The sequence below is a fragment of the Limosilactobacillus caviae genome, from assembly GCF_014635905.1.
Lineage (GTDB): Bacteria > Bacillota > Bacilli > Lactobacillales > Lactobacillaceae > Limosilactobacillus > Limosilactobacillus caviae.
This window is the reverse complement of the sequence record NZ_BMDS01000001.1, coordinates 317,015-341,700: the sequence shown is the minus strand read 5'-3', so window position 1 is coordinate 341,700 and position 24,686 is coordinate 317,015. Positions and strand designations below refer to the sequence as shown.

At 40.8% G+C, this 24,686-nt stretch carries 21 protein-coding genes and 1 riboswitch; of the genes, 5 read left to right on the top strand and 16 right to left on the bottom strand.

Features of this window, described 5'->3' with window-relative positions; all coding sequences use genetic code 11:
* Positions 1 to 147: 147 nt before the first annotated feature.
* The 5 genes from IEU90_RS01350 to IEU90_RS01330 all read right to left on the bottom strand — a co-directional run bounded on the left by IEU90_RS01350 (position 148) and on the right by IEU90_RS01330 (position 7,393).
* A complete protein-coding gene (locus IEU90_RS01350) occupies positions 148 to 4,977 on the bottom strand; it encodes a mucin-binding protein (RefSeq protein ID WP_188357621.1) in 4,830 nt (1,609 codons plus the stop codon).
* A gap of 63 nt (positions 4,978 to 5,040) precedes the next feature.
* Positions 5,041 to 5,205, bottom strand: a complete 165-nt coding sequence (locus tag IEU90_RS01345) for a KxYKxGKxW signal peptide domain-containing protein (RefSeq protein ID WP_188357620.1) — start codon at positions 5,203 to 5,205, stop codon at positions 5,041 to 5,043.
* A gap of 174 nt (positions 5,206 to 5,379) precedes the next feature.
* Positions 5,380 to 5,697 carry a thioredoxin gene (trxA, locus tag IEU90_RS01340; protein ID WP_188357619.1) on the bottom strand — a complete coding sequence of 106 codons (318 nt, stop codon included), beginning with the start codon at positions 5,695 to 5,697 and terminating at the stop codon, positions 5,380 to 5,382.
* Positions 5,687 to 6,454 (bottom strand): TerC family protein, encoded by a 768-nt coding sequence (locus IEU90_RS01335; protein ID WP_153709282.1) that lies wholly within the window; start codon positions 6,452 to 6,454, stop codon positions 5,687 to 5,689. The genes trxA and IEU90_RS01335 overlap by 11 nt, the downstream gene beginning before the upstream one ends.
* Positions 6,455 to 7,393 carry an RluA family pseudouridine synthase gene (locus IEU90_RS01330; protein ID WP_153709283.1) on the bottom strand — a complete coding sequence of 313 codons (939 nt, stop codon included), beginning with the start codon at positions 7,391 to 7,393 and terminating at the stop codon, positions 6,455 to 6,457.
* 145 nt (positions 7,394 to 7,538) lie between these two features.
* On the opposite strand from IEU90_RS01330, the gene IEU90_RS01325 reads away from it, so the two are divergent.
* Complete coding sequence (locus IEU90_RS01325) at positions 7,539 to 8,456, top strand: magnesium transporter CorA family protein (RefSeq protein WP_153709284.1); 918 nt, start codon at positions 7,539 to 7,541, stop codon at positions 8,454 to 8,456.
* A 46-nt stretch (positions 8,457 to 8,502) separates the two neighbouring features.
* Here the strand turns inward: IEU90_RS01325 and IEU90_RS01320 are convergent, their stop codons facing one another.
* A complete protein-coding gene (locus IEU90_RS01320) occupies positions 8,503 to 9,936 on the bottom strand; it encodes a C69 family dipeptidase (RefSeq protein ID WP_188357618.1) in 1,434 nt (477 codons plus the stop codon).
* Between the two features lie 167 nt (positions 9,937 to 10,103).
* A riboswitch (purine riboswitch) is annotated at positions 10,104 to 10,202 on the top strand.
* 105 nt (positions 10,203 to 10,307) lie between these two features.
* On the opposite strand from IEU90_RS01320, the gene IEU90_RS01315 reads away from it, so the two are divergent.
* On the top strand, positions 10,308 to 11,636 hold the full coding sequence (locus IEU90_RS01315; protein ID WP_153709286.1) for a nucleobase:cation symporter-2 family protein: 1,329 nt from the start codon (positions 10,308 to 10,310) through the stop codon (positions 11,634 to 11,636).
* A 312-nt stretch (positions 11,637 to 11,948) separates the two neighbouring features.
* On the top strand, positions 11,949 to 13,346 hold the full coding sequence (gene nhaC / locus IEU90_RS01310; protein WP_153709287.1) for a Na+/H+ antiporter NhaC: 1,398 nt from the start codon (positions 11,949 to 11,951) through the stop codon (positions 13,344 to 13,346).
* Positions 13,347 to 13,459: 113 nt separating this feature from the next.
* On the opposite strand, the gene IEU90_RS01305 is transcribed toward nhaC, so the two are convergent.
* Positions 13,460 to 14,113, bottom strand: a complete 654-nt coding sequence (locus IEU90_RS01305; RefSeq protein ID WP_153709288.1) for a histidine phosphatase family protein — start codon at positions 14,111 to 14,113, stop codon at positions 13,460 to 13,462.
* 132 nt (positions 14,114 to 14,245) lie between these two features.
* Here IEU90_RS01305 and IEU90_RS01300 point away from each other — a divergent pair, with 132 nt between their 5' ends.
* Both IEU90_RS01300 and IEU90_RS01295 read left to right on the top strand, forming a co-directional pair.
* Positions 14,246 to 14,515, top strand: coding sequence for a hypothetical protein (locus tag IEU90_RS01300; RefSeq protein WP_153709289.1), 270 nt, complete (start codon positions 14,246 to 14,248; stop codon positions 14,513 to 14,515).
* 125 nt (positions 14,516 to 14,640) lie between these two features.
* Positions 14,641 to 16,770: an LTA synthase family protein gene (locus IEU90_RS01295; RefSeq protein ID WP_188357617.1), complete on the top strand. Its 2,130-nt coding sequence runs from the start codon at positions 14,641 to 14,643 to the stop codon at positions 16,768 to 16,770.
* Positions 16,771 to 16,814: 44 nt separating this feature from the next.
* Here the strand turns inward: IEU90_RS01295 and IEU90_RS01290 are convergent, their stop codons facing one another.
* The 9 genes from IEU90_RS01290 to IEU90_RS01250 are packed head-to-tail and all read right to left on the bottom strand — an operon-like array spanning position 16,815 to position 24,524.
* Positions 16,815 to 17,318 (bottom strand): shikimate kinase, encoded by a 504-nt coding sequence (locus IEU90_RS01290; RefSeq protein ID WP_153709291.1) that lies wholly within the window; start codon positions 17,316 to 17,318, stop codon positions 16,815 to 16,817.
* Positions 17,319 to 17,320: 2 nt separating this feature from the next.
* Positions 17,321 to 18,397, bottom strand: a complete 1,077-nt coding sequence (locus IEU90_RS01285) for a prephenate dehydrogenase (protein WP_188357616.1) — start codon at positions 18,395 to 18,397, stop codon at positions 17,321 to 17,323.
* A gap of 2 nt (positions 18,398 to 18,399) precedes the next feature.
* A complete protein-coding gene (gene aroA / locus IEU90_RS01280; protein ID WP_153709292.1) occupies positions 18,400 to 19,692 on the bottom strand; it encodes a 3-phosphoshikimate 1-carboxyvinyltransferase in 1,293 nt (430 codons plus the stop codon).
* Positions 19,670 to 20,224 (bottom strand): hypothetical protein, encoded by a 555-nt coding sequence (locus IEU90_RS01275; RefSeq protein ID WP_153709293.1) that lies wholly within the window; start codon positions 20,222 to 20,224, stop codon positions 19,670 to 19,672. The genes aroA and IEU90_RS01275 overlap by 23 nt, the downstream gene beginning before the upstream one ends.
* Positions 20,224 to 21,396, bottom strand: coding sequence for a chorismate synthase (gene aroC, locus IEU90_RS01270; protein WP_188357615.1), 1,173 nt, complete (start codon positions 21,394 to 21,396; stop codon positions 20,224 to 20,226). Before aroC ends, IEU90_RS01275 begins: the two co-directional genes overlap by 1 nt.
* Positions 21,397 to 21,401: 5 nt before the next feature.
* Positions 21,402 to 21,674: a chorismate mutase gene (locus tag IEU90_RS01265; protein WP_153709295.1), complete on the bottom strand. Its 273-nt coding sequence runs from the start codon at positions 21,672 to 21,674 to the stop codon at positions 21,402 to 21,404.
* 11 nt (positions 21,675 to 21,685) lie between these two features.
* Positions 21,686 to 22,441 (bottom strand): type I 3-dehydroquinate dehydratase, encoded by a 756-nt coding sequence (gene aroD / locus IEU90_RS01260; protein WP_153709296.1) that lies wholly within the window; start codon positions 22,439 to 22,441, stop codon positions 21,686 to 21,688.
* 6 nt (positions 22,442 to 22,447) lie between these two features.
* Positions 22,448 to 23,320: a shikimate dehydrogenase gene (locus IEU90_RS01255; RefSeq protein ID WP_153709297.1), complete on the bottom strand. Its 873-nt coding sequence runs from the start codon at positions 23,318 to 23,320 to the stop codon at positions 22,448 to 22,450.
* Positions 23,307 to 24,524: an MFS transporter gene (locus tag IEU90_RS01250; protein WP_153709298.1), complete on the bottom strand. Its 1,218-nt coding sequence runs from the start codon at positions 24,522 to 24,524 to the stop codon at positions 23,307 to 23,309. Before IEU90_RS01250 ends, IEU90_RS01255 begins: the two co-directional genes overlap by 14 nt.
* Positions 24,525 to 24,686 lie beyond the last annotated feature (162 nt).

The window sequence follows — 24,686 nt, the reverse complement described above, 5'->3', positions numbered from 1 at the left end:
TTAGTAAGCTTCACCTCATAAAATAATTGCAAAAAGCAACGAGAGGCCGAGAAAAAACGAAATGTTTTTTCTCGGCCTCTGTTACTAGTAATTTTCAAACTTATCAGGTCTAATTACCAACCCTAACTTGCTTTACTAAATTACATATTAGTTTTTTGTCTTCCGTTTTCCTAATCCAAGGCCTAATAGTCCTACAACGCCAGCTAACAATCCTAATGCAGTAACTGCAACTGGGTTTTGCCCACCAGTTTGTGGCAATTGCTGATTTTCTTTTGCCGGACTATCTGTCGTCTCACCCTTCTCACTTACACTCATTGTGGCTGGTTGAGCTACCGGTTGAGTCTTTTGAAGTGGCTTAACTGATACGGGTTGAACAACTACTTCTTGATTAACTTCCGTATTAGGTTGGTCTACCGGATCTGATGCCGGAGTCTCATTATCTGCTGAGATGATTGGTTGTTCAGGAGTAGTTGGGTCTTTTGAATCATCCTCATCTGGTTGAGGTGTAACCGGTTCTGGTTGAACTGGCTGCTCATTCTCATCTGCCACGTATTTTACAACATGGTTAATATTTTCATTTGTGTGAGAAACTGTAATCGCTGGGATTTCGGCTTGATCTGGATGGAAGCCCTCGATTTCTGGCGTCTTAATCGCTTCGATTGTTTGATCTGGGCTCCATTTGTCTTCAATTACTTCACCAGTCCAAGGATTTGTCACTACCGTATGAGTAAACTCAACAGTAATTGTTTTATCATCAGGTAGACTTGGTCGTCCTTCCGTTACACCGTCTTCATACTCATATTTGATATTCTGAGTTACCTTCTCGGTTTCCGTCGTAACATTTGGAGCGGCATATTTAACAACATATTCAGTATCTCCGTTTTCATGCGTCACATTCACTGTACTTCCAGCTTGTGCAAGGTCGTAGTAAAAGCCTGCTAGTTCTGGGGTCGTAACCAACGTAAAGTTTTGTGCTGGACTCCACGTACTCGAAAGCACTTCACCTGTGAATGGGTTTGTTAATGTCGTTTGTGTGAACGTTAACGTCTGGACATTATTTTGTGGCAATGCTGGCCGTCCCGTTGTTACTCCATCTGCATATTGATACTTAACAGTTTGGGTCACCGTTTTATCTTCGGTAGTAACACTTGCCGGTGCGTATTTTACAACATACTCTGTATTAGCACTATCGTGAGTTACCACCTGGCTGCTTCCGGCTTGTGCTATATCATAGTAGAAGCCTTCTAAAATTGGCGTATCTACCAAACTAAAGCTCTGAGCCGGTGTCCACTCATCTGAAATCACTTCATCCGTAAATGGATTAGTAGTCACTGTATGAGTAAAAGTAAGCGTCTGGACATTATTTTCTGGCAGGCCAGGACGATCCGCGGTTACCCCATCAGCGTACTCATATTTAACATTTTGAGTAACCTGTTGTTCTTCAGTAACCACTTTAGCTGGTGCATACTTAACAACATACTCTGTATTGGCACCATCATGGGTCACAGGAAGGTTACTACCTGCTTGTGCTACATCATAGTAGTACCCTGCTAATTCAGGAGTGTTGATAATATTAAAGTTTTGTGGTCCGGTCCAACTAGCTGATTCAACTTCACCAGTAATTGGGTTACGAACAATTGTCTGCGTAAACGTCAATGTCTGCGTATTTGTCGACGGTAATGTCGGTCGGTTTGCTGTTTGACCATCTGCATATTCATAACGGATTGTTTGCGTAATATCTTTAGTCTCGGTCGTAGTATCAGGTGCTAAATAGTATACGTCATAAACCAGGTTCGGGCTTTCATGGGTTATTGTAGACAAACTTCCGGCCTGCGCTTGATCATAGTAGTAACCATCAAGCTGCGGACTGTTTACCAAAGTGAAACTTTGAGCCGGACTCCATGTATCCGAGATCACTTCGCCTGTAAATGGATTCGTTAAAATCGTCCGCGTGAATTCTAGCTGTTGAACATTATCGGTCGGTAATAATGCCGGGTTTCCACTTACACCGTTTGCATAATGATATCGAATTGTCTGGGTCACCACTTTACTCTCAGTCGTTTCCGTCGCTGGAGCATAGTTAACTACATACTCAGTATCACCACTTTCATGCGTTACATTCACCGTACTTCCTGCTTGAGCTAAGTCGTAATAGAGACCTGCCAGTTCTGGGGTCGTAACCAGCGTAAAGTTTTGTGCCGGACTCCATGTACTTGAAAGCACCTCACCTGTGAATGGGTTCGTTAATGTCGTTTGCGTAAACGTTAACGTCTGGACGTTATTTTGTGGTAATGCTGGCCGTCCCGTTGTAACCCCATCTGCGTATTGATATTTAATTATCTGGGTCACTGTCTTATCCGTGGTGGAAACCTGTGCAGGAGCATACTTAACAACATACTCAGTATCACCACTTTCATGCGTTACCTCAGCATTACTACCAGCTTGAGCTAGATCATAGTAAAATCCTGCAAGCGCTGGGGTTTCGAGGGCCGTAAAGTTTTGCGCTGGACTCCATGTATCTGAAATAATCTCATTGGTAAATGGATTGGTTACCACTACTCGATTAAATACCAGTTTTTGAATATCGGTTTGTGGTAATTCTGGACGGTTTTCCGTAACACCATCTAGATATTCATAACGGATTGTTTGAGTGACATCTTTTGTTTCAGTAACCGTGCTTACTGGAGCAGCGTAATTAACGACATAGTAAGTATCACTATCTTCTGGGATTACATAGTTATCGCTTCCTGCCACTGCAATATCTGCATAGAATCCGTTGATCGTTGGTGTTTGTACTAGTTCAAACTGATCATTTGTCGGGGTCCAATAGAACGCAACAACATTACCGTTAAATGGATTTGTAAGTGTTGTCTGGGTAAATGTAATATACTGGACATTATCTTTTGGCAGTTCTGGACGCCCCTGACTATTCCCATCTGCATACTGATAGTGAACAGTCTGGGTAATCACCTTATCTTCGGTTGTCGATGTTGGTGCTGCATAGTAAACAATATATTCAGTATTACCGCTTTCATGCGTCACACTCTCAATACTTCCTGCCTTGGCATCACTGTAGTAGTAGCCGTCTAACTTAGGAGTATCAACTAACGTGAAGTTTTGTGCTGGCGACCAAGTAGTACTTATAATTTCCCCAGTTTCGGGATTGCGTTGAATAGTCGCAGTAAACGTTAACGTTTGAACATTATCTTTCGGTAATTCCGGACGTCCATCTGTCACTCCATCAAGATACTCATAACGAACTGTTTGAGTGACTGTCTTTTCTTCAGTTGATTCATTTGGTCCGGCATATAAGACTGTAAATACCATACTCGGTGTTTCATGGGTAACATTATCATTTCCGCCAACTTGTTTTTGGTCTGCCCAGAAACCTTCAATCTCCGGTGACGCTACCGCTGTAAATTGTCCTGCTGGCGTCCACGTATCTGAGATTACTTTTCCTGTTACCGGGTTTGTAATAACCGTATGTACAAAGGTCAAACTTTGTACAACATTCTGTGGTAATACTGGTCGTCCTTGTGTAATTCCATCAGCGTATTTATATTCAACAGTTTGGGTAATAACCTTTTCTTCAGTATTAACAACAACGCGTCGATATTGGACCAGGGTATCTGCACCTGGGTTTCCAGGAATAATCGTTGCTTGAGTAGAGTCTGCTAGTACCCAACCTAGCGCTGTTAAATCTGGTGATTGGGTTGCTCCTGCTTTGTGCGGATCATTAGGATCATTATTGTAGATTGGTTGGTCAGCCCCAGCAATTGGATTGCCATTTTCATCTACCGGAATTATCTTTCCCAAGTCAGCATAAATTAATTGTACCGAATTAGCTCCCGGAACAAAAGGGTTACGGGCAAGAGTGCCATTACTAAAAGTCTTGTACTCATTAACCGGAACTGTCACCGTTTCTGTTTTTTGTCCTGGTCTTAAGAGTGAGATATTCATTGTCCCCTGCGGATCAATTAATTCGTATATTAGTGTTTGGGAAACATTACGATCCCAATCATACAATGTCTTTTGGTAATATTGACCAATCTGAAATTGCGATATTGTTCCTTCATATGCTCCATTGGCGGTATTTGCCAGACTCCCTTGTTGATTAGTAAGGTAATAGCCATTTAGTACCTGCTTATAGCTATCAACATTTGTAATTACAAATTGTTGGCCTGTAATCCCGTTAACCGGAACATTTGCAGGAAGGTTTGCGCTAGTAGTATAGTTACCATCCTTGTCCAGATAAATATATTCGATCGCTGGTGCATTGTTTTCTGGCGAAATATCAACTTTATCGGTGTAGTGAATACTATTTTGGTTTCCTAAACCATAAACTGGAGTAACCCGTAAATAAGATTTAATTGAAACGGAGGCCGGAATACTAATTTCTTTTCCGTTAAATTCTAATGTATATGCACCGGTATTGGAAACTCGATATACCTGCGTTTGCTGAGGGTTCTTAATTGCTGAACCATTACTGCTAACTGTTATATCAACATATTCATTAGGCCTCACGATATATTTTTGGTAACTCTTGGTATAAGAAGCATCTGTCACATAAAGATAGTTAGTCCCCTGTGGATCAGTAGTGTCAACAGATAAAATTAAGTGCGCATCTTTACCGTTAATTGTTGATCCATCTAATTTAACGATTTGATAAATGTAGTATGGCTCGCCCTGAGCATTTTTATCAACCAATTTAGCCGCATCGGTTGGATAATTTGATGGATTGCTTACTGTAATTGTTGAGTCAACCGCTTGAGTAGAAGTAGTCGCAACAGCTGATGCCGCACTTGTACTTTCTGCAGCTACTGGATTAGCAACTGCTGTTTCAGCTGGTTGAGTCATCGTTGTAGCACTAGTAGCTGCTGACTCGCTTTGAGGTGCATTGCTTTCAGCGACTGGTTCACTTATTAATTGTCCAGCTTGCGTACTTGCTTCGTCTACTGATTGTGAACTTTTACTCAATTGATTTTCAGGGCTTTCAGCAATGTCGCTTTGTGCTGAAGCCGGTGATCAGTATCGCTTAGGTTACTCACCGTGGAGGCTACTACCCCCCCCCACATTATCTACGTTCTCCGTAGTATCAGCGTGAATTATCTGCTGACTTCCTCCCCATAAAATTCCAGCTGAAATCAACGCTGTCATCCATAATTTCCCCGATTTGTATAACTTGTAATGTTGTTTTGTTTCCATCTGTCGTCTCCTTTTTGTGTAATTTGTAACTACACTAAGTATAGATGAAAGCGGAAACAAGTTGGTGGTCAAAATTAGGAGTTTCTATAAACTATTTCTAAAGTTTATAAGCAAATTCTAAATTTGTTTAAGAGATACTAAAAAAGGAAGCCATTGCAGCTTCCCTTTATACCGTTATTCACTTATTTTACGTTCAAAATAATGAGCCAGTTTTGCTTCTGGATAAACACCCGTCACCTTTTCCTTAGCTTCACCATTGCGGAAAAGAACTAAACTTGGGACACTCATCACCTTATATTGTTGAGCAATGCTTTGGTTACCATTCACGTTTAACTTAACGAATTTTATTTTATCGCCGAATCGTTGCTCAAGCTTTTCCATTACTGGTTCCATCATCTTACATGGTCCACACCATGGTGCCCAAAAATCAACAATTGTTAGCGGGCCTTGAATGATTTCATCAAAGTCTGCTGGTGTCGCATTAATTGCCATTTTTACCTACCTTCTTTTTCCGTGATCTGCGCATAAAATGTATGATAATCGTTACAGCAAAAACAAGCAAGATAAAACTACCAAAAATCCCTGATGGAATCTCAATATCAATAGCCGGGATCGTCAAGAATAACTTAATTGCAATCACAAAGATTAAAATATATGCCATCGGTTCCAATTCGGGTACCTTCCGCATTAACTTCATGATCACTTCCGCTATTCCACGCATACACGCAATCCCAATCAACCCACCAATTAAAACGATCACTGGATTTTCTGAAACAGCTAATGACGCTAGTACCGAGTCAATTGAGAAAATAATATCCATAAACTCGATTTGCAAGACAACCATCCAAAACAGCTTTCGTCCAGACAGTCTGGACTTACCTGTTCGTGCCTTACGCATTGCCCGTTTACCAAAAAACTTATTGTGGAAGTAACGATAGACAAGGTAAATTAAATAAGCAGCTCCAATAACTTTGATTTCCCAAAAGTTAATCAGGTAGACACCAATTCCGATAATTAAAAATCGGAAAAGATAAGAACCCCAAATTCCATAGAAAAGCGATTCTTCTTGCTCTTTTAACGTTGGTAATACTCGAGTCTGAGCTGCTAATACAACAGCGTTATCGACAGACAGTAAACATTCAATCATAACTAACGATAGAATAATCAACCAATCTTGTCCTGATGTAACAACCGTTGCCCAGTTATGTGGATCAAAAAATGGTCCATACAACTTCTCTAAAAGTGACAATTAATGTCCTCCTTTATTCAAATTTGCATCTTTTGCTAAGTTATATTTTACCAAATAATTTTGAAAATAGGACGGTAACGGGGCAGTAATGTTTAAAGATTTCATTATAAATGGCAATATTAACTTTTGCTTCCACCCATGCAAAAGCATTCCTTCTGCCGACTTTGGATTATAAAGCGGATCGCCGACAATCGGATGTCCACAATGTGCTAAGTGAACTCGCAACTGATGCGTCCGTCCTGTCGCCAATTGAAGTTTAACAAGTGACCGTGCTGGGTTGCTAGCGATGGTCTGATAATATGTTAGTGCCGGTTGTGCATTTTCTCCATTGACCTGATGAAGATGCGGATTAGCTGGGTTGCGTCCAATTGGCCAGCTCATTTCCCCCTGCCCTTGCATTTTCCCTTCAACAACTGCCAAATACTGACGATGAATGCGGCCATCACTAATTAAGCGGTTAAGGATTGGTACTACAATCGGATTCTTGGCAATAATGACAGCGCCACTTGTTTGGAGATCAATTCGGTGAACCATATACGCATTATTTTCACTATCCGCTAAGTAACCAGCAGCATCATTCATTAAAGTTCCCGGTTCCCCGTGATAATTTGGATGGGTCTTTTGTCCACGAGGCTTATTCACCACTAATAAGTCACGATTTTCATACAAGATTTTTAAACCCGGATGAGCAGAGGGAACATAGTCGTTTGCATCCGGTGTACGGACCTCATCACCACAGAATTGTAGTAAAATCTCATCTTCACTTTGGACATGTTTATTCATCGAAATGTATTTTCCATTAACAAGCACTGAACGCCTAACCCTTAGATAGTGAATTAAGCGGTTAGGAAGCAGCCATTGATCGTGAAGCAGTTGACGCAATGGTTTAATTTCCTGATTATCACTTAATGTTTCGATAATCCGCCATTGATAATTCATTTCATTTACCTCTTTTAGTCGAAACTTTAATAAAGTTATTTTACTTTATTTCCCAGGAAATATTTAGAATATTTTTAAGCAGGTTTACTTTTTAACAATAATAGCGTTGAATAGAATATGAGTAAATTTAAGGGGATGAGTACTGATGTTAACAACCGAGCAAATTAATGATCATAGTAAATGGATAAGTATATTTGAACCTCTTCCCCATGAACGACTAGACTTAATTGAAAAATATGAGGTTACTCAAGAGTTACTTGATTATGCAATTGACCCATACGAAAAAGCCCGGGTTGAAATTGATCAAGATGCCGGTGTCACATTATTAATTTTCGATGTTTACGTACCAACTCATGCAGTCACTGCCCCACAAACAGCACCAATCGGGATTATGCTAACTGCAAATAATATTATTACCTTTACAAATGCGAAAACTAATTTTGTAAACGGAATTGTTGCCAATCAGCTTCAATTGCTGAAAAAGCATGGTAATAATGAAGACAAGCTAAACTTGGTTTTCCCAGTCCTTTACCGCCTTTCTACTGATTATTTCGGTCCACTTCGTCGTGCAGACCAACAACGACAAGAAATTCAACGAAACCTTCAGCGTCGAACCGGACGACAAGCTATTACCCAATTTATGGAAATCGAAACCGGGTTAGTTTATATTCTTACCTCACTCAAAGGAAATGTTTCCTTACTCGAAGAATTTAAACGACGCTTTGGCGACCATATCACTACTAAACAATATAATGATCTTGACGATGTCATCATTGAAGCCCAACAAGGCCTGGAAATGGCGCAAATGACTTCAGACGTTTCTGCCCGTGTTTCCAATGCCTACAGCAAGGTTCTTGATAGTGACTTGAACCAAACAATGAAATATCTCACCATTTATTCAATTGTCCTTTCAATTCCAACAATTGTTTCTGGCTTTTATGGCGAAAACGTAAAGTTACCGCTCGCGAATGGAACATACTCATGGGTCTTCACCATTTTTATCACTTTAGTCTTAATGCTGGCGTGTGTGATCTTCCTGATTAACCGTCATTGGTGGAAATAAAATAGAAAAAGCTGAGAACACGATAAGTTCTTAGCTTTTCTTATTTTTATAAATTGTCACCGCGTTCAAACTGGAACTTAGAATTTAATAATGCTTCATGTAAAAGCTGATTAATTAGTTCGTGAGTTTCATTTAAAACATGGTTAGCAGTTTTCATATTTTGTTCAGTTAAGTAATTAATTAAATTGGCTGAATTCTGAATCTGGGCTATTTCCGTAATTTTATCAACGCGGCTCACCCCATAGCTTTGGCAGCGATCACGAAAGTCATTTACTTCATTGATGAAGTCATGGTAACGCGGTTCAACAATTACTTCTAACAACTTGTTTAACCAATAAGCACTTTTATCCGGTTGCGCATCATTGGTTGCATACTTGTATTTGGCAGGTGTGTCACAAATGTTAGTAAAGAACGGAACATATGGACTATAGCAGTAAAAGCCAAAATTAATCCATTGAATTGCAGCATACTGAGCGGGCACATCATGACGAATTTGTAAAATACATGAGCTTTGATTACGATCAAGCGCAATAGAACGAAATTTCCGTTGTTCTTTAAGGTCCCCAGATGCGAATGTTCCCATTGGATCATATGGCGTGCCATTATAGTGCGACGATAAGAAATATTCAACATCTTCAATTGCAATTTTCTTCTCAGCGTGTTGGATAAAGGGAATATTCTGACTAGTAGGTTCTTGTTCTAATGACGGCGTAAAGAGTTTTTGCCCGTACCAGGAACGTGGCGTGTTATAGTAGGCATCAGCTTCATCTTGTGTTCCAAAAATATTGCGAAAGTTAAAAGTTTGTGGATTAGGATTCAAGTGGTACTTTTCAACAAAATCCTGAATTTGTGGTGCATACATGAAGTTATCGTGATCATTAAAATCAATCTCTTCAATACACATAATGTTTGGGGCAATCGCATAGGCATCATCCGGAATTCGCTGGGCAACCCATTGATGGCCGCCACCAGTCTCAAAGTACCATACTTCATCTTTATCACTAAAGGCAATTCCATTACTTTCACCAGTGCCATACTTTTCGATAAGTCTTCCCAAACGCTGAACCCCTTCACGAGCCGACTTAACAAATGGCAAGACAAGATAAACCATTGAATCTTCGTTAACCCCGTTTTCAACTAACGGGTCATGCCCAAGCACCCGTGCATTTGTCATTTCGGTTTCAGTGGCGCTCATTGCAACATTGTATTCATTAATACCCTGTTCATCCCATCGTCCATCATCTGGAACACCATTAGGAGTCGCTGTGTAACGGCATCCTTGTCCTTTCATTTCTACTGTTAAGCCATTATATTTTGATACATAATGTTCTCCAGTATAATCCTTCGCTGGAAAAACCTTGAAAGTTTTCGGGTTAACCCCATCCTCAGCATCTTCATCACGTGCAATAATCGTCGAGCCGTCAATTGTAGCATCTTTTCCGACAAGCATTGCAGTACAACTACTCATTAGCTTCTTCATCACAATACGCTTCCTTCCATGGTAGTTAATGTACTTCTTAATGATACCACTCCATCAAAGATTATATTTAAAAGCATAATAAATGAACATTTGCCAATATCAATCGTCACTTTTAACGGCAGATTCCGAACTAAGCATTGAAAATAGCCGCGATTAATGCTAGGATAACAACATTAAAATAAATAGCCTATATAATACCGAAATATGGTCGGTTAGTTTCTACCTAAAGCCGTAAACTTTAGACTATAAGCACTTCTTAAAAACTGATACTGTCTGTTTTTAACTTAAAGCTTTAAAAATCGGTAGAGAGGCTGAAAATTTTTCAGGCTCTTATTTTTATTTAGGCGTGTTAATTTTTGAGGAGGTATATTTTGAAAGAACCTGTTTCATCTATTCAAGCACCTAGTCACCGCACTAAACTCGATTTTACCCGTCAATGGCAAAACTTTATTCTTGGGTTTCAGCATTTACTCGCTATGTACTCAGGAGACGTTCTTGTCCCGCTATTAATAGGTCATTACCTACACTTTACAACCCTTCAGATGACCTACCTTGTTTCAATTGATATTTTTATGTGCGGAATTGCGACTCTCTTGCAATTAAAACAAACACCATTAACTGGGATTGGTTTACCAGTTGTTCTCGGATGTGCCGTTCAGGCTGTAACGCCCTTAGAGACAATTGGCGGTAAGCTTGGAATTACCTACATGTATGGGGCCATTATTGCTGCCGGAATTTTTGTATTCTTAATTGCCGGCTTTTTTGCCCGACTTAAAAAACTCTTCCCGCCGGTAGTGACAGGTTCTTTAATTACTATTATCGGTTTTACCCTTGTGCCGGTTGGTTTCCAAGATCTGGGAGGAGGCACGCCAACTGCTGCTTCATTTGGTGCGCCTGCCAACCTTTTCATTGGTTTCTTAACAATTATCATAATTTTGGTATTTAATGCTTTTGCACGAGGCTTTATGAAATCAATCGCAATTTTATTAGGAATTTTAATTTCTTCATTCATCGCTGGGGCAATGGGTTTTGTTTCCCTCAAGCCAGTTAGCGAAGCCGCGTGGTTCCATGCCCCGCAGCTTTTCTTCTTTGGTATCCCCCGTTTTGACACTAGTGCGATGATTACAATGATCCTTGTTTCTCTTACTACAATGATTGAATCAACGGGTGTTTTCTTTGCCCTTAGCGATATTACCGGACGCCAATTAACAACAAAAGACCTTGAACGTGGTTACCGGGCTGAGGGCATTGCCGCAGTTCTAGGCGGACTTTTTAATACGTTTCCTTATTCAACTTTTTCTGAAAATGTCGGGGTCCTTAAAATGTCGGGGGTAAAAAGCCGGCAACCAGTTTACTATGCTGCCTTTCTATTACTACTACTCGGCCTATTGCCTAAGGTCGGCGCACTAGCCACGGTTATTCCAGAACCGGTGCTTGGCGGTGCTATGATTGTTATGTTTGGAATGGTCGGTGTTCAGGGAGTTCAAATCCTTCATAAAGTTGACTTTTCAAATAATGCCAATCTTTTAACTGCATCTGTCTCAATCGGGCTTGGTCTTGGGATTACCATGTATCCACAACTATTCCAACACATGCCAACAGAGTTTCAAATTATTCTCGGTAACGGAATTGTTGTTACCAGTATTTCAGCTGTGTTGCTCAACCTATTATTTAATCATCGATGGGCATCCGCTAATTAGTCCTTTCTCATTATTCTTTAATTTAGTTATTGACATTCAAATCTAAGCACGATATTATAATTGCAACAATTATCGTTTCAGTAGGTCCTTCGTTAGGGGTAAGAGAGCCGGTGGTTAAGTGCGAACTGGTCAGGCGGAGTGATTCGAATTATCGCGAGATCTAGATTGTCCGGCCATATTCAGTGCCGTTACCACCTGATATGAGCGTGCATAATATCAGTATGCACAAGTGGGTGGTACCGCGGTTTAAAATTAACCGTCCCGTTGATGTAAATATCAACGGGGCTTTTTTATTTCTAAGGAGGAAGTTTAATGAAAAATATCCATTTCAAAGAGGCGATAACCCTCTTACTAATTATGCTTATTATCTTGGGAACAGCGGTGATTAAGTTTGGATTATCACCACAGATTCCTGTATTGTTTGTCATTGCCTTGCTTATTTTCTGGGTTAAATTCCGGGGTGCTAGTTGGGACGAAATCCATCAAGGCATTCAAGAAGGAATCGGCACCGCAATCATCCCTATCTTTATCTTCATCCTTATCGGTGCTCTGATTGCCGTTTGGATTCAAGCAGGGGTTATCCCGACCATCATGATTGTCGGCTTTAAACTAATCAGCAGTCAGTTTTTTGTACCATCAACGTTTATCGTCTGCTCCTTAGTCGGACTATCAATTGGTAGTGGCTTCACAACCATTTCAACGATTGGTATTGCTCTCTTTGGAATGGGGGTTGCCCTCAACGCGAACCCAGCATTAGTAGCCGGTGCAATTATTTCTGGTGCCGTCTTTGGTGATAAAATGTCACCTCTTTCTGATTCAACTAATCTTGCTTCTGCGATTGCCGGTAGCGACCTTTTTGCCCATATTAAGAACATGATGTGGTCAACGATTCCATCCTTCATCGTTTCCTTAATCCTGTTCTGGTTCCTTGGCAATTCTAGTTCACACATGAGTGCTAGTAAAATAGCGCACACAATCGCTATTCTTAACCAGCACTTTTCAATTTCATGGTGGGCTTTATTACCAATTGCCTTAATGTTTATCTGTGCTTGGCGACACATTCCAGCTATTCCAACACTATTTATCAATATTATCGTGACTGTTGGCATGATCTTCTTCCAAAAATCTGGAACATCCCTTCAATCTCTTGCAAAACTGATCAGTGATGGTTTCGTTGCCCATACTAGCGACACAACTGTTAACACTCTGCTAACTCGTGGTGGTGTCAGCAGTATGATGGGAACCGTTTCGTTAATTATCGTGACCCTCTCGCTTGGTGGTATCTTAATGAAATTCAACATTGTTCAATCAGCAATGAAGCCATTGGTTGACCACCTCCATAAGCCTGGTAGTCTTATTACGGTTACAATTCTTTCTGGTATTGGAATTAACCTTTTTGTCGGTGAACAATACCTCTCTGTTATCCTTCCTGGTAAAGCTTTTAAGGGCGCCTTTGATAAAATGAACCTCTCTCCACTAGCGCTCAGTCGGGTTCTCGAAGATGGGGGAAGCGTTATTAACTACCTGATTCCATGGGGCGTTGCCGGTTCATTTGCGGCTTCAACTCTTGGCGTGCCAGTTCTTCACTTCCTCCCATTTGCTTTCTTCAGCCTCTTCTCCCCGGTATTCTCTATTCTTAGCGGAATTACTGGGATCGGTTTGAAGTGGCAAAAGGGAAAGCAAGATAAAGATGTTAGTGCAAGGGTGTAATATAAGTCCTATCAATCCGATAAAACATAAGGGCTTCAGTGCTCGGTTAAGCCGAACGCTGAGGCCCTTATTTATGCTTGTGGAGACGTGAGCCATGAATAGCTTCGGTCCTTCTACTTATTGTATTCAACAATTTCCATATCGTCATCAGTTAACGTTGCTCGTGTCAAGCTCCCATTAGCAGGACGCTCTGTTACGTCATATTTACCATGCCCAAAGCGTTCAACTAAACTTAACAAAGTATTACCATGACTTACCCATAAAACATTCGCGCCATCTGGTAAGTCGGCATCGCGAATAAGCGCTAACCCCTTGTTCATCCGTTGCCAGTATTCTTCATTGTTTTCAGCATCATGGAATGGGTCAGCATCTTTTAGCCAGTCTTTTGCTTGACCGATAGAATATTTTTCAACAATATCGCGGAAGTTCTTCAATCCATGCGGTGCTCCGGCATTATACCAGGCAAGATCCATATTCGTTCCTTCATATGATCCATAAAATTCTTCTCGAAAATAAGGAGCAGTTATTGGATGGTCCACTGAGTCAGCTTGGTTAACATTTAAGATTACTTGCGCTGTTTCCATTGCGCGGGGCAGGTCACTGCAAAAGGCAGCGTCAAAATGAATTTGCTGGAGTTTTTCCCCAGCTATCTTTGCATCCTCTTTTCCTTTCATTGTTAACGGGGAGTTACTCCACCCTTGTAATTTGTTATAGATATTAAAAAAAGTTTGCCCGTGACGAACAAGATAAATATTTAATTTAGTCATTGCGATCCCTCCATACGTTTATTGTACCGCTTACAAATTCTTAATACTATTTAAGAACTAACTTTGAGCTTTAAACATATTTCCTTCATATTATTCTCGTAGACTAAGCAATATAGGAGGAAGGCATTATATATGAAACTTAGAGACACTAATCAACCAAATATCGTTGCTGCGAAGATTATCAATGTTACTAAAAGAAATGTTACGGTAATTACTGAAGACGGGCACTTACTCAGAATTCCGCTAACCCAACAATATCGACAAGATAAAACCTTACATGCATCGTTAGTTGATATTCTAAAGGCTGGTATCTGGATTCCTGTAAATAAGAAACTCAAAAAAATATTCAATTATGACTGGTTACCTGCCCCTACTCCAGTAACTGTACCAGCAAAGAATTAAGTTTCTTCAATGATTTCTAGAAAAAGAATGTTTTACGGTAATCTGTGATAAAATAATTCTTGATTTGTCGAAATTTCACTTCGATAATATAGAACAAAACACATTGATTGCGAGGAACATTCCTAATGAAAAAATTAAGCAAATTTGTGGATACTAGGATTGGTTTTTTCACCCTCCTAGTTATCCTTTTTTGGTTAAAGACCCTGTTTGCTTACTTTACTGATTTTAAGCTTGGCGTAACGGGAATTTTTCAATACCTTATTTTAATCTTTAATCCGTTAGCCACGACTTTCTTTATTTACAGTTTGGCATTCTATTTTAAGCGCTCCCGATTCTTCTACCCTGTTATTATGGGGCTAGACATTGCTAATACATTATTGCTCTATTTAAATGTCATCTATTACCGTGAATTCACTGATTTTATGACCATCGCCACAATGACTGGTTATTCTAAAGTGAATCAGGGATTAAGCGGTAGTTCGTTAGCTCTTACTAACTTTCACGATGTCTTTTACTGGCTAGACATTGTAATAATTCTCATTTTATTGCTCTGCAAGGTTATCAAATTTGATCCCCGAGCAATCGGAACCCGCCTAGCATTTGCGTTTAGTTCTGTTGGTCTCGTCTTATTTGGCGTTAACCTATCCTTTGCGGAAATGAGCCGCCCTCAATTACTGGGTCGGACGTTTGACCGTTCTTATATCGTAAAGTATCTCGGTATTGATACTTTTACCGGTTATGATTTAGTAAAATCGCAACATATTAATAATATGCGGCAAAGCGCCACTAAGCCTGAATTATTAAAGGTGAAGAAATTTACTGATAAGCATTATGCGCCTGCTAACCCGCAAATGTATGGAATCGCTAAGGGGCGGAATGTAATCATAATTCACCTTGAAAGTTTCCAACAGTTCTTAATTAACAAGAAAATCAACGGGCAAGAAGTTACGCCATTCCTTAACTCACTGTATAACGGTAAGGATACCTACTCATTTGACAACTTCTTCCATCAGGTCGGTCAAGGAAAAACCAGTGATGCGGAAAACCTCCTTGAAACAAGTACGTTTGGCTTGCCACAGGGATCATTGTTCGCCACTCTGGGAAGCGACAATACATTCCAAGGTGCTCCAGCAATCCTAAATCAACGGGCAGGTTATACTAGTGCAGTATTCCATGGAAATGTTGCTAGTTTCTGGAATCGTAATAACGTTTATAAAAACTTAGGCTACCAATACTTCTTTGACGCCAGTTATTACGATACGTCTGGCGACAAGGCTACAGGATACGGCCTCAAAGATAAACTGCTATTCAAGAATTCAGTGAAGTATTTGCAAAGCTTGCAACAGCCTTTCTACGCTAAGTACATCACAGTTACTAATCACTTCCCTTATACTCTCGATGATGAGGATAAGGATCCAAACTTCCAAACAACTAATACCGGTGATAGCAACGTTGATAATTACTTTGTAACAGCTCATTATCTCGACCAGTCAATTCAAGAATTCTTTAATTACCTTCAAAAAACCGGTCTTGATAAAAAGTCCGTTATTATGATTTATGGTGACCATTACGGGATTTCTAATAGTGAAAATACTTCCTTAGCCAGCGTTCTCGGTAAGAATGCGGACGATTGGACTGACTTTGATAATGCTCAGCTTCAACGAGTTCCACTAATGTTCGTCATTCCGGGAACAGGTCACGGAAAAGTTTATCATACGTATGGTGGCGAAGTTGATATCCTCCCAACCCTGCTCCACTTATTGGGAATTAGCAGTAAACGATACATTCAGTTTGGAACTGATTTATTCTCTAGCAAGCATAACCAGGTAGTTGCTTTCCGTAATCGTGATTTTGTTACCCCTACTTATACTAGTGTCGGCGGAACAATTTATAATAATAAAACCGGTAAAGAAGCAAAACTAACTAAAAAACAACAAGAAAAATTAAAACGTGATCAGGATTTTGTGAATGAAGAATTAAGTCTTTCTGATTCACTAAACGAAAAAAACCTGCTTCGTTTCTACCATCCAAAGGGCTTCAAGAATGTTAATCCTGCTGATTATAACTACTCTAATGGTCTTAAACGTGCTGAACAGATTGAAAAAGAAAAAGGCATCAAATCAACAAGCATCTTCTCCGAAAACGGCGATCGATCAACTGTTGATGATTATGATACCGATGCCCCTGAGCAAAACCATTCATCAACTGATTCAAACCGAATTAAGATTACTAACCCGGATGCAAATAATAAATAGATAAAAAGCTGTTATCTCATGGCAAACACCTTGGGATAGCAGCTTTATTTTTGAAGATATTTAACTATCTGTTGTGCAATTTCCGTTGGGGTTAAGTGATCCGTCACTATTCGCAAGTCAGCACAACGATCGTAAAATGGTTGCCGTTCATGTTGCAATTGACGAATACCATCTACGTCTAATTTATTTCCTAGGGGCCGATTATTCTGTTGTTGAAGCCGGCGGTGGGTCTCTTCTGGACTTGCAGCAAGAAGGATAACCGGAACTCCCGCATGGCGAAGTAATTGAAGGTTATCTTCTCGCAATGGCGTTCCTCCACCAGTTGCAAGGATTCCTTCAAAGTCCATGCTTTGTTTTAATACATCATGTTCAAGTTGCCGAAAACCTTGTTCACCACTCTGCGCAAAAATTTGGGGAATAGTTTGGTGACTCTGCCGTTCAATTTCGCGGTCTAAGTCAAGAACCTGTTCATTTAGTTGCTGACCAAGAAGCTGACTTACCGTTGTCTTTCCGCTCCCCATAAAACCAATCAAAATTAATTTCACCATCTTCACCTCGTTACTATTTCATAATCTTTTTCTAAAATACGAGCAGCTTGGTCACGAGCTTCTTCCGTATTGAAAACTAATTGCAGGATTCCATTAATATCTTCGCGGACTTCCAAGATTTGAATATTAATAATTGATAACTGATGTTTTGCTAGCATCCCTGTTACCTTTGCGATTTCACCACTTTTATCCGGAATGTTGAGGAACAAATCGTAGAATGGTGCACGGACTGGTGTATTCAGACTCTCACGGCTTACCTTAGCCCGCTTGAAGAAATCAAATAATGCTGACCGGTCCTCTTTTTCAATCAGAGCGCCAATGTTTTCTAACCCTGTAATGTAACTGGTTAACTGTTTCAAAATTAATTCCTTATTGTTCAGCAGGATTGCACTCCACATCGTTGGATCCGAGGCAGCAATTCTCGTCACTGATTTAAATCCTCCCGCGGCTACTCGCATTCCAACAGGTTCATCTTTAAATGCTTGCTGGGTCTGGTTAACCAATTCGGCAGCAATGATATGTGGAACATGGCTGATTTGGGCCACAATTTTATCATGCTGAGATGGCGTTAATTCAAGCCATTTAGCATTTGTTCCCGCCAGTAACCAGGTTAATTTTGAAGTATCAGCTGATTCTGATGCTGGCAATAAAAAGTAGTAGGCATTCTCAATTAAGTCCGCGCGTCCTGCTCGAACACCAGACTTGTGCGATCCTGCCATTGGGTGACCGCCGATAAAAGTTAAGTTTTGTTGCGTTAAGACCTTGGCCGCCTGCATAATCGTTTGTTTGGTACTACCGACATCAGTGATAATTACCCCTGATTTTAATTTCAGATTAGCCAGTGCGGCAATATCCTTGATGATTTGTGAAACCGGACTTGCCAAAATAATGTAATCAGCCTGTTCAACTCCGGTCATATCAGTGACAACCTGATCTGCAATGTTATTTTCTTTTGCATATTGCAGCGTTTCTTCATTGACATCACTTGCAATAATCTGTATTTGGGGGTGGTCCTGCTTGATTGCACGGGCTAATGAGCTGCCAATTAATCCTAACCCCTTAATAAAAACTGTTTCCACCGTTAATTCCTCCCTGTCAGCGTTCCTAAATCGGTAAAGAAGTCAGGATATGAAATATTAATTGCTTCTTCATTAGTCATCGTTAATTCATCACTTGCTTTCAAGACCGCGATTGCATCCATCATTCCAATGCGGTGGTCACCGTGACTTGTTAATTGCGGATTACGAATCTGCCACGCTGGCTGACCATCAATAATCATGCCATCTGGTAATTCCTCTACATGAACCCCTAATTTTCGTAATTCTTCAACAACGGTCTTAATCCGATCCGTTTCTTTTACCCGTAATTCTTCCGCACCAGTAATCACACTGCGCCCATTTGCACAAGCCGCTAACAAAGCAACGAGCGGTAGTTCATCAATTAAACTTGGGATCATTTCTGCTCCAATGTCAATAGGGCGGAGTTTACTAGTCTTAACGGTGATATTTCCCAACGGTTCGCCTTTCGTTGGTAATTCTTCAATTGATAAATCAGCACCCATTTTTAGAAGGACCCGAATGATTCCAGTTCGGGTTGGGTTTAAGTTAACACGCTGTAAAGTTATCTCTGAATTAGGAACAATCGTACCGGCAACAAGGAAAAAGGCCGCTGAGGAAATATCCCCTGGCACTTCGACTACTTGCCCCGTTAAATGCGGATGCGGTACTACTGAAATAATTCGATTATCCCTCGTCATAATCTCGGCACCGAATTGTTGGAGCATAATTTCGGTATGATTACGAGTTGGCAGTTTTTCAATAATCGTTGATACTCCATCTGCCTGTAAAGCCGCAAAAATCAAAGCACTTTTTACTTGCGCACTAGCAACCGTCATTTGGTATTCAGCATGGTGTAAAGGATGACCAATAACTTTGGCTGGCAACGTTCCATTTTGCGTCAGCTCAACTTCCCCGCCAAAGACACTCAAAGGTTGACTAACCCGTTTCATCGGTCGTTTTTGAAGCGATGAATCGCCAGTTAAAGTAGTTGTGAAGTCTGTTCCTGCCAAAATACCCATCATCAACCGGGTCGTTGTTCCAGAGTTTCCCATATCTAATGGGTTTACGGATTGCTTTAATCCCTCAAATCCTTGCCCATGAACCAACACATCGGTTCCGGCTTGTTCGATTTTAATGCCAAGGTCTCTGAACGCCTGCATTGTTGAGCGGCAATCTTCACCATCTAGGAAGTGATGAATCGTCGTATCGCCATGGCTGATTGCCCCCAACATAATTGCGCGGTGGGAGATACTCTTATCTCCTGGGACTATCAAAATACCATGTAAACCATTTTTAGCCGGCTGCAATCTTTTCATCTCTTATTCCTCCTCGTATTCGATAAATACCCCAAAGCATCTTGGCAGTATATTCTTCTTTAATCTGTATTTCAGGCGTCAAGCGGGCAAATTTTTTACTTGTTAAAGCGTACCGGCCGTCATTTATGAATCGTTGATAAGCCTCATATTTACTGGGAACCGTCACGATTGTTACTTTTTCATTAACGCTTTCCCGTAACAGCTCTAGCGTGGCTGCATGAGTATAAGCAACTGATGAGCTAGTATCTGTACGTTGTAATAACACCAGGGAGGCCAGCTCGGTTACTAAACTATCAACTAATTGCAGTTGTTTAATATATCGGTAATGTAAATCACCCCAGCTATCCCCCTGCTGATTTCGGAACGCTGCGGGAACAATCAAATAATTATCGGTTAACTGGTCAAGGTGCTGATATATGTCTTCAAAGCTAGGATGCAATTTGATCTTAGCGGCGAGATGCTGTTTACGAATATAAGTCACGGCCGCCTGATAACTATCCGTCGCTGCTGGCCCCAGTGTGTGAATAATCATTAATATTCCACCAACTCTTGTCGGTAACGATCAATCTCACCTTTGAGCCGTTCAATATTTGAAGATTCAAATGCGTCCGTCACCGCTTTAGCCAATTCAATCGCCACAACATTTTCAACAACAATTGATGCTGGAACAATCGCCGTCGTATCCGAGCGTTCAACGTTTGCTTTTAACGGTTCCTTGGTGTTTACATCTACCGTCTGCAATGGCTTGTAAAGGGTCGGGATTGGCTTCATTGCCGCGTTAATAATGATTGGCATCCCATTAGTCATCCCGCCTTCAAAGCCGCCGAGATGATTAGTGAGTCGAGAAAAGCCGTTCGCTGGATCATAGCTTATTTCATCCATTACCTGACTACCCAAATTGGTAGCGTCCTTAAAACCATCACCAAAGCTAACCCCTTTAATCGCATTCACTCCCATAACAGCACCAGCTAACTTAGCATCTAGTTTAGTGTCCCAGCTAACATAGCTGCCTAATCCAGCAGGAACATTTTCAGCTACTACTCTGATAACGCCGCCCAGGGTATCACCTGCACGTTTCGTTCGGTCAATCAAGTCATGAATTAATACGACCTTATCTTGGTCAAGGATTCGCAAATCATTGGCTTCCACTTGTTCTTTTATCTGCGTAACATTAAGCGCTGAAGAAATGCCATCATCTGCTTTCACTGATCCTACTTGCTGAACATAGCCGATCATCTGAATTCCAAGTGCTGCCAACAGCTGTTCACAAATATTCCCAATCGCAACTCGGATTGCCGTTTCCCGCGCAGAAGAACGCTCCAGAACATTTCTTAAATCGCGGTGACGATACTTCATTCCACCAACTAGGTCCGCATGACCAGGACGGGGATGTTCAACCCGCCGAACAGTATTAGCTGGCGTTGCCGGAGTAGTTGGGTCCATAATCTCAGACCAGTGCGCATGGTCGCGATTTTTTACAACTAATGCAAGCGGCGAGCCAAGTGTTACCCCATGGCGTAAACCACCAACTATTTCGACCTGATCATGTTCAATCTTTTGCCGATTTCCGCGCCCGTAACCTCCCTGTCTGCTTGCAAGCGCCTGATTAATTTTCTCAACATCAATGGTTAAACCAGCCGGAATTCCCTCAATAATTCCCGTTAACTGCGGACCGTGTGATTCTCCTGCTGTAATGTAATGCATGTGATTCAATCCTTTCGTTGGCTTTTTTGGTATTCTCGTGAGCGATGCATGATTTCCTGATAAATTTCTTGGAGATATGGTAGAAGGTCAGAGCGATTAGTTAATCCTGCTACTTTGGTTAACACCTGTTGCTCACGTTTGGCATCAAGAACCGGTAAGTCATGTTTGAGCTTATAATCGTTTACCTCTGTTACAACATTAAAACGCTCTTCAAGAAGCTTTACCAGCTGTTGGTCAAGTTCATTAATTTTCTTTCGACTTGTTGATAAATCTTCCATATTATCCCTCCCTATTCATGTAGTACATCAAAAATTTTACTTAATTCGGTCACTGCCAATTGGCCGGGAGCAGATGCTTTGCCAACTGTACCAAAGCTAATGCATGAGCCAAAAATTTCGCCACCGATCCGAATTATTTTTCCTTGTTGTCCCATTCCAATCGCCACTAGAGGAATTCCATCTGCTAAATCCGCATGGTGGAGACTGGTACTCAAAATCGTTAATAAATCTTCGCGTGATCGTGGCATAACTGCAAACTTTGCAATGTCGGCACCAAGATTCGTCATTTGTTCAATCCGCGCTTGTAAAACAGCTGCAGGCGGTGTTCTGCAAAAATCATGGTTACTCATAATGACTTTCACTTGTTCTTCATGCGCTAACCGAACCAAAGGCAATATTACTGTTGTCGGGCGCAAAACTTCGATATCAATTAAATCAACTAAATGACTCTTAATTAACTCCTGGTAAATGCGCAAATACTCAGTAAGCTGAAAGTGATAATTACCGCCTTCTTCTTTTGTGCGCAGGGTAACCAACAATGGGTGACCACCTAAGACTTGGCGTAACTTACGAGCTGTTTCGAGAATTGCTGCATTGCTATGAATATTATCAAAAAAGTCCAACCGCCATTCGACCATATCAATCGGTTCTTGACATGCCCGTTTTGCTGCATCAACTAATGCTGGTGTTGTTGTCTCTACTAAAGGAACTGCGATTTTAGGCTTGCCCGACCCAATTTCAAGTCCATTTACTCTAACCGTTCGCATCTAGCTTCACTCCTCGTTAAACAATAACTGGTGAATGTATTCAACAGGCATCTCTTTCCCCGTCCAGAGTTTGAAAGCTTCCGCGCCCTGCTCAAGCATCATCCCGAGGCCATTGAGAACATGTTTAACACCAGCTTCCTTAGCAACTTTCATCAGCTTTGTTTCTCGTGGTGCATAAACAGTATCAAAAACAATCATATCTTTGTGGAACCATGTTGGGTCTTCAACTAAGGTCATGTCTTCAAGCGGCTTCATCCCTACCCCGGTTGAATCACAATAAATATCAGCAGTTGCTAACTCATGTTTAAAATCAGCACGGTCTTCTAGGTGGTGCAGACTAGCCTGACATTTTGTCTGTGCATTAATCATCTCAACATTCTTTTCTGCCTGCTTCCACTGGGCATCTTGACGGTTAAATATTGCAATTTCTTTTACTCCATCTAATGCTGCCTGGATAGCAATCGGCGTTCCCGCGCCACCAGCTCCAGTTAATACCATTTTCTTTCCCCGAATATCCAATCCTTCATCTGCTAATGATTTCATAAATCCGGTTCCATCAGTAGTGTAGCCGGTTAATACCCCGTTATCGTTTACAACAGTATTTACTGCTCCTGCCATCTTAGCTGCTGGTGATAGTTTATCTAACAACGGTAAAATCTTTTGCTTATTTGGCATTGAAACATTTGAGCCACGCATATCAAGTGTCCGAATAGCCTGAACTGCATCTGCTAATTGATCATTACCGACTTCAAAAGCAAGATAAGCGTAATTTAAGCCAAGTTTGGCAAAAGCATTGTTGTGCATTGTTGGTGACATTGAGTGTCTGATTGGTGTTGCCATTAGTCCAATTAAAATTGTGTGTCCATCAATTCGTTCCATTGTTAATCTTCTCCTTTACATTTAATAAAGCTAAAACAACCATTAAAACTGTGCCGCTCAAGGCAACTGCTAAGTCCCCAGCAAATGCTAATTGAATACTGTGGGTTGATAAAACTCCTGTAATTAGCGGAACCGTGAACGATGCAATACTACCGAAGAAGTAAAATGCCCCGGTTACCATTCCCCGATGATGAGGGTAGAGGTTCATGAAAACTGTTAACCCTGTTTGCATAATTCCTCCGGCAGCGCTAAACCCAAATACTAGGCTTGCAATACTAACAAGGTTAATATTATTTCCTTCGATTAAAATAATTAATAACGCAATAACTGCAACTAAATTCAAACTAATTAATAAAGTCATTTCATTAATATTCCGCTTCAATAAGATGAATAGAGTAATTACCCCAATAATTGACCCAACACTGTAAAGCGATAGGAGGGTATGGGCAGTAAGGTTACCGTACCCCAGTGACTTTTGAGCAAAGAGAGTAATCCATTGAGTAAACCAAATCATCACGGCCATTGAGGTGTAGCCGTATCCTAATAAAAGGATCGTCGCAAATATTTTCCTGAGTGACTTTTTTGATTGGCTAATCGTTTGCTGATGGTGACGGAGCGTTACCCGTTGAATTTTAGGAAACTTAACCGTACTCATGTTAACCATATTTGCAATTGTTAACACGGCCATTACGATAAAAGACCAACCGAACCATAGATTATTGGCGGATAAGGCTGCAACGATTAACGGTAAGATAAATTCACCAATAGAAACAAAACCTTTAATTAAAATCGTATCGTAGCCTTTACCATCATTCATTTCTACTAGCGTCGTGTATGTTCCTGCATCTAAAGCCGAATTAGCAATCCCTGCTAGAATTGCCAGACCATAAGCAACTGGAATACTATGCGTTGTTACCATTCCCAACGCAAAAATTAGGTAACAAGCCATCCCGATAAAAACAAATAATTTCCGACTAAGCATATCTGCTAGTGTTCCTGTTATTAGGTAGGCTACTAAACGGCCAATTCCAATCCCTGAAATAACAAAGGATACTGTTTTAATCGGTACTTGCCAGGTGCCACCAAGAGCAACCATATTTTGCGCTAAGATAATGATTCCAAAGCCATGAATCAGGTAGTTCATGTAAAGGCTTAATGACAGGCGTCGTTTATTAATCTGTGATTCTGCAATAGGCATTTCCATATCTCTTCTCCTTTAATAATCGTAAAAAAGCGCTAACTAGATCTGAGACTTAGTCAATCTAGTTAGCGCTTTAGGAAACGACAATCTGCCGAAATTATATACAGGAATCCTGAATATCTCGCTCTACTAGACCAACACCTAGCAAAGCATCATTAACTCAAC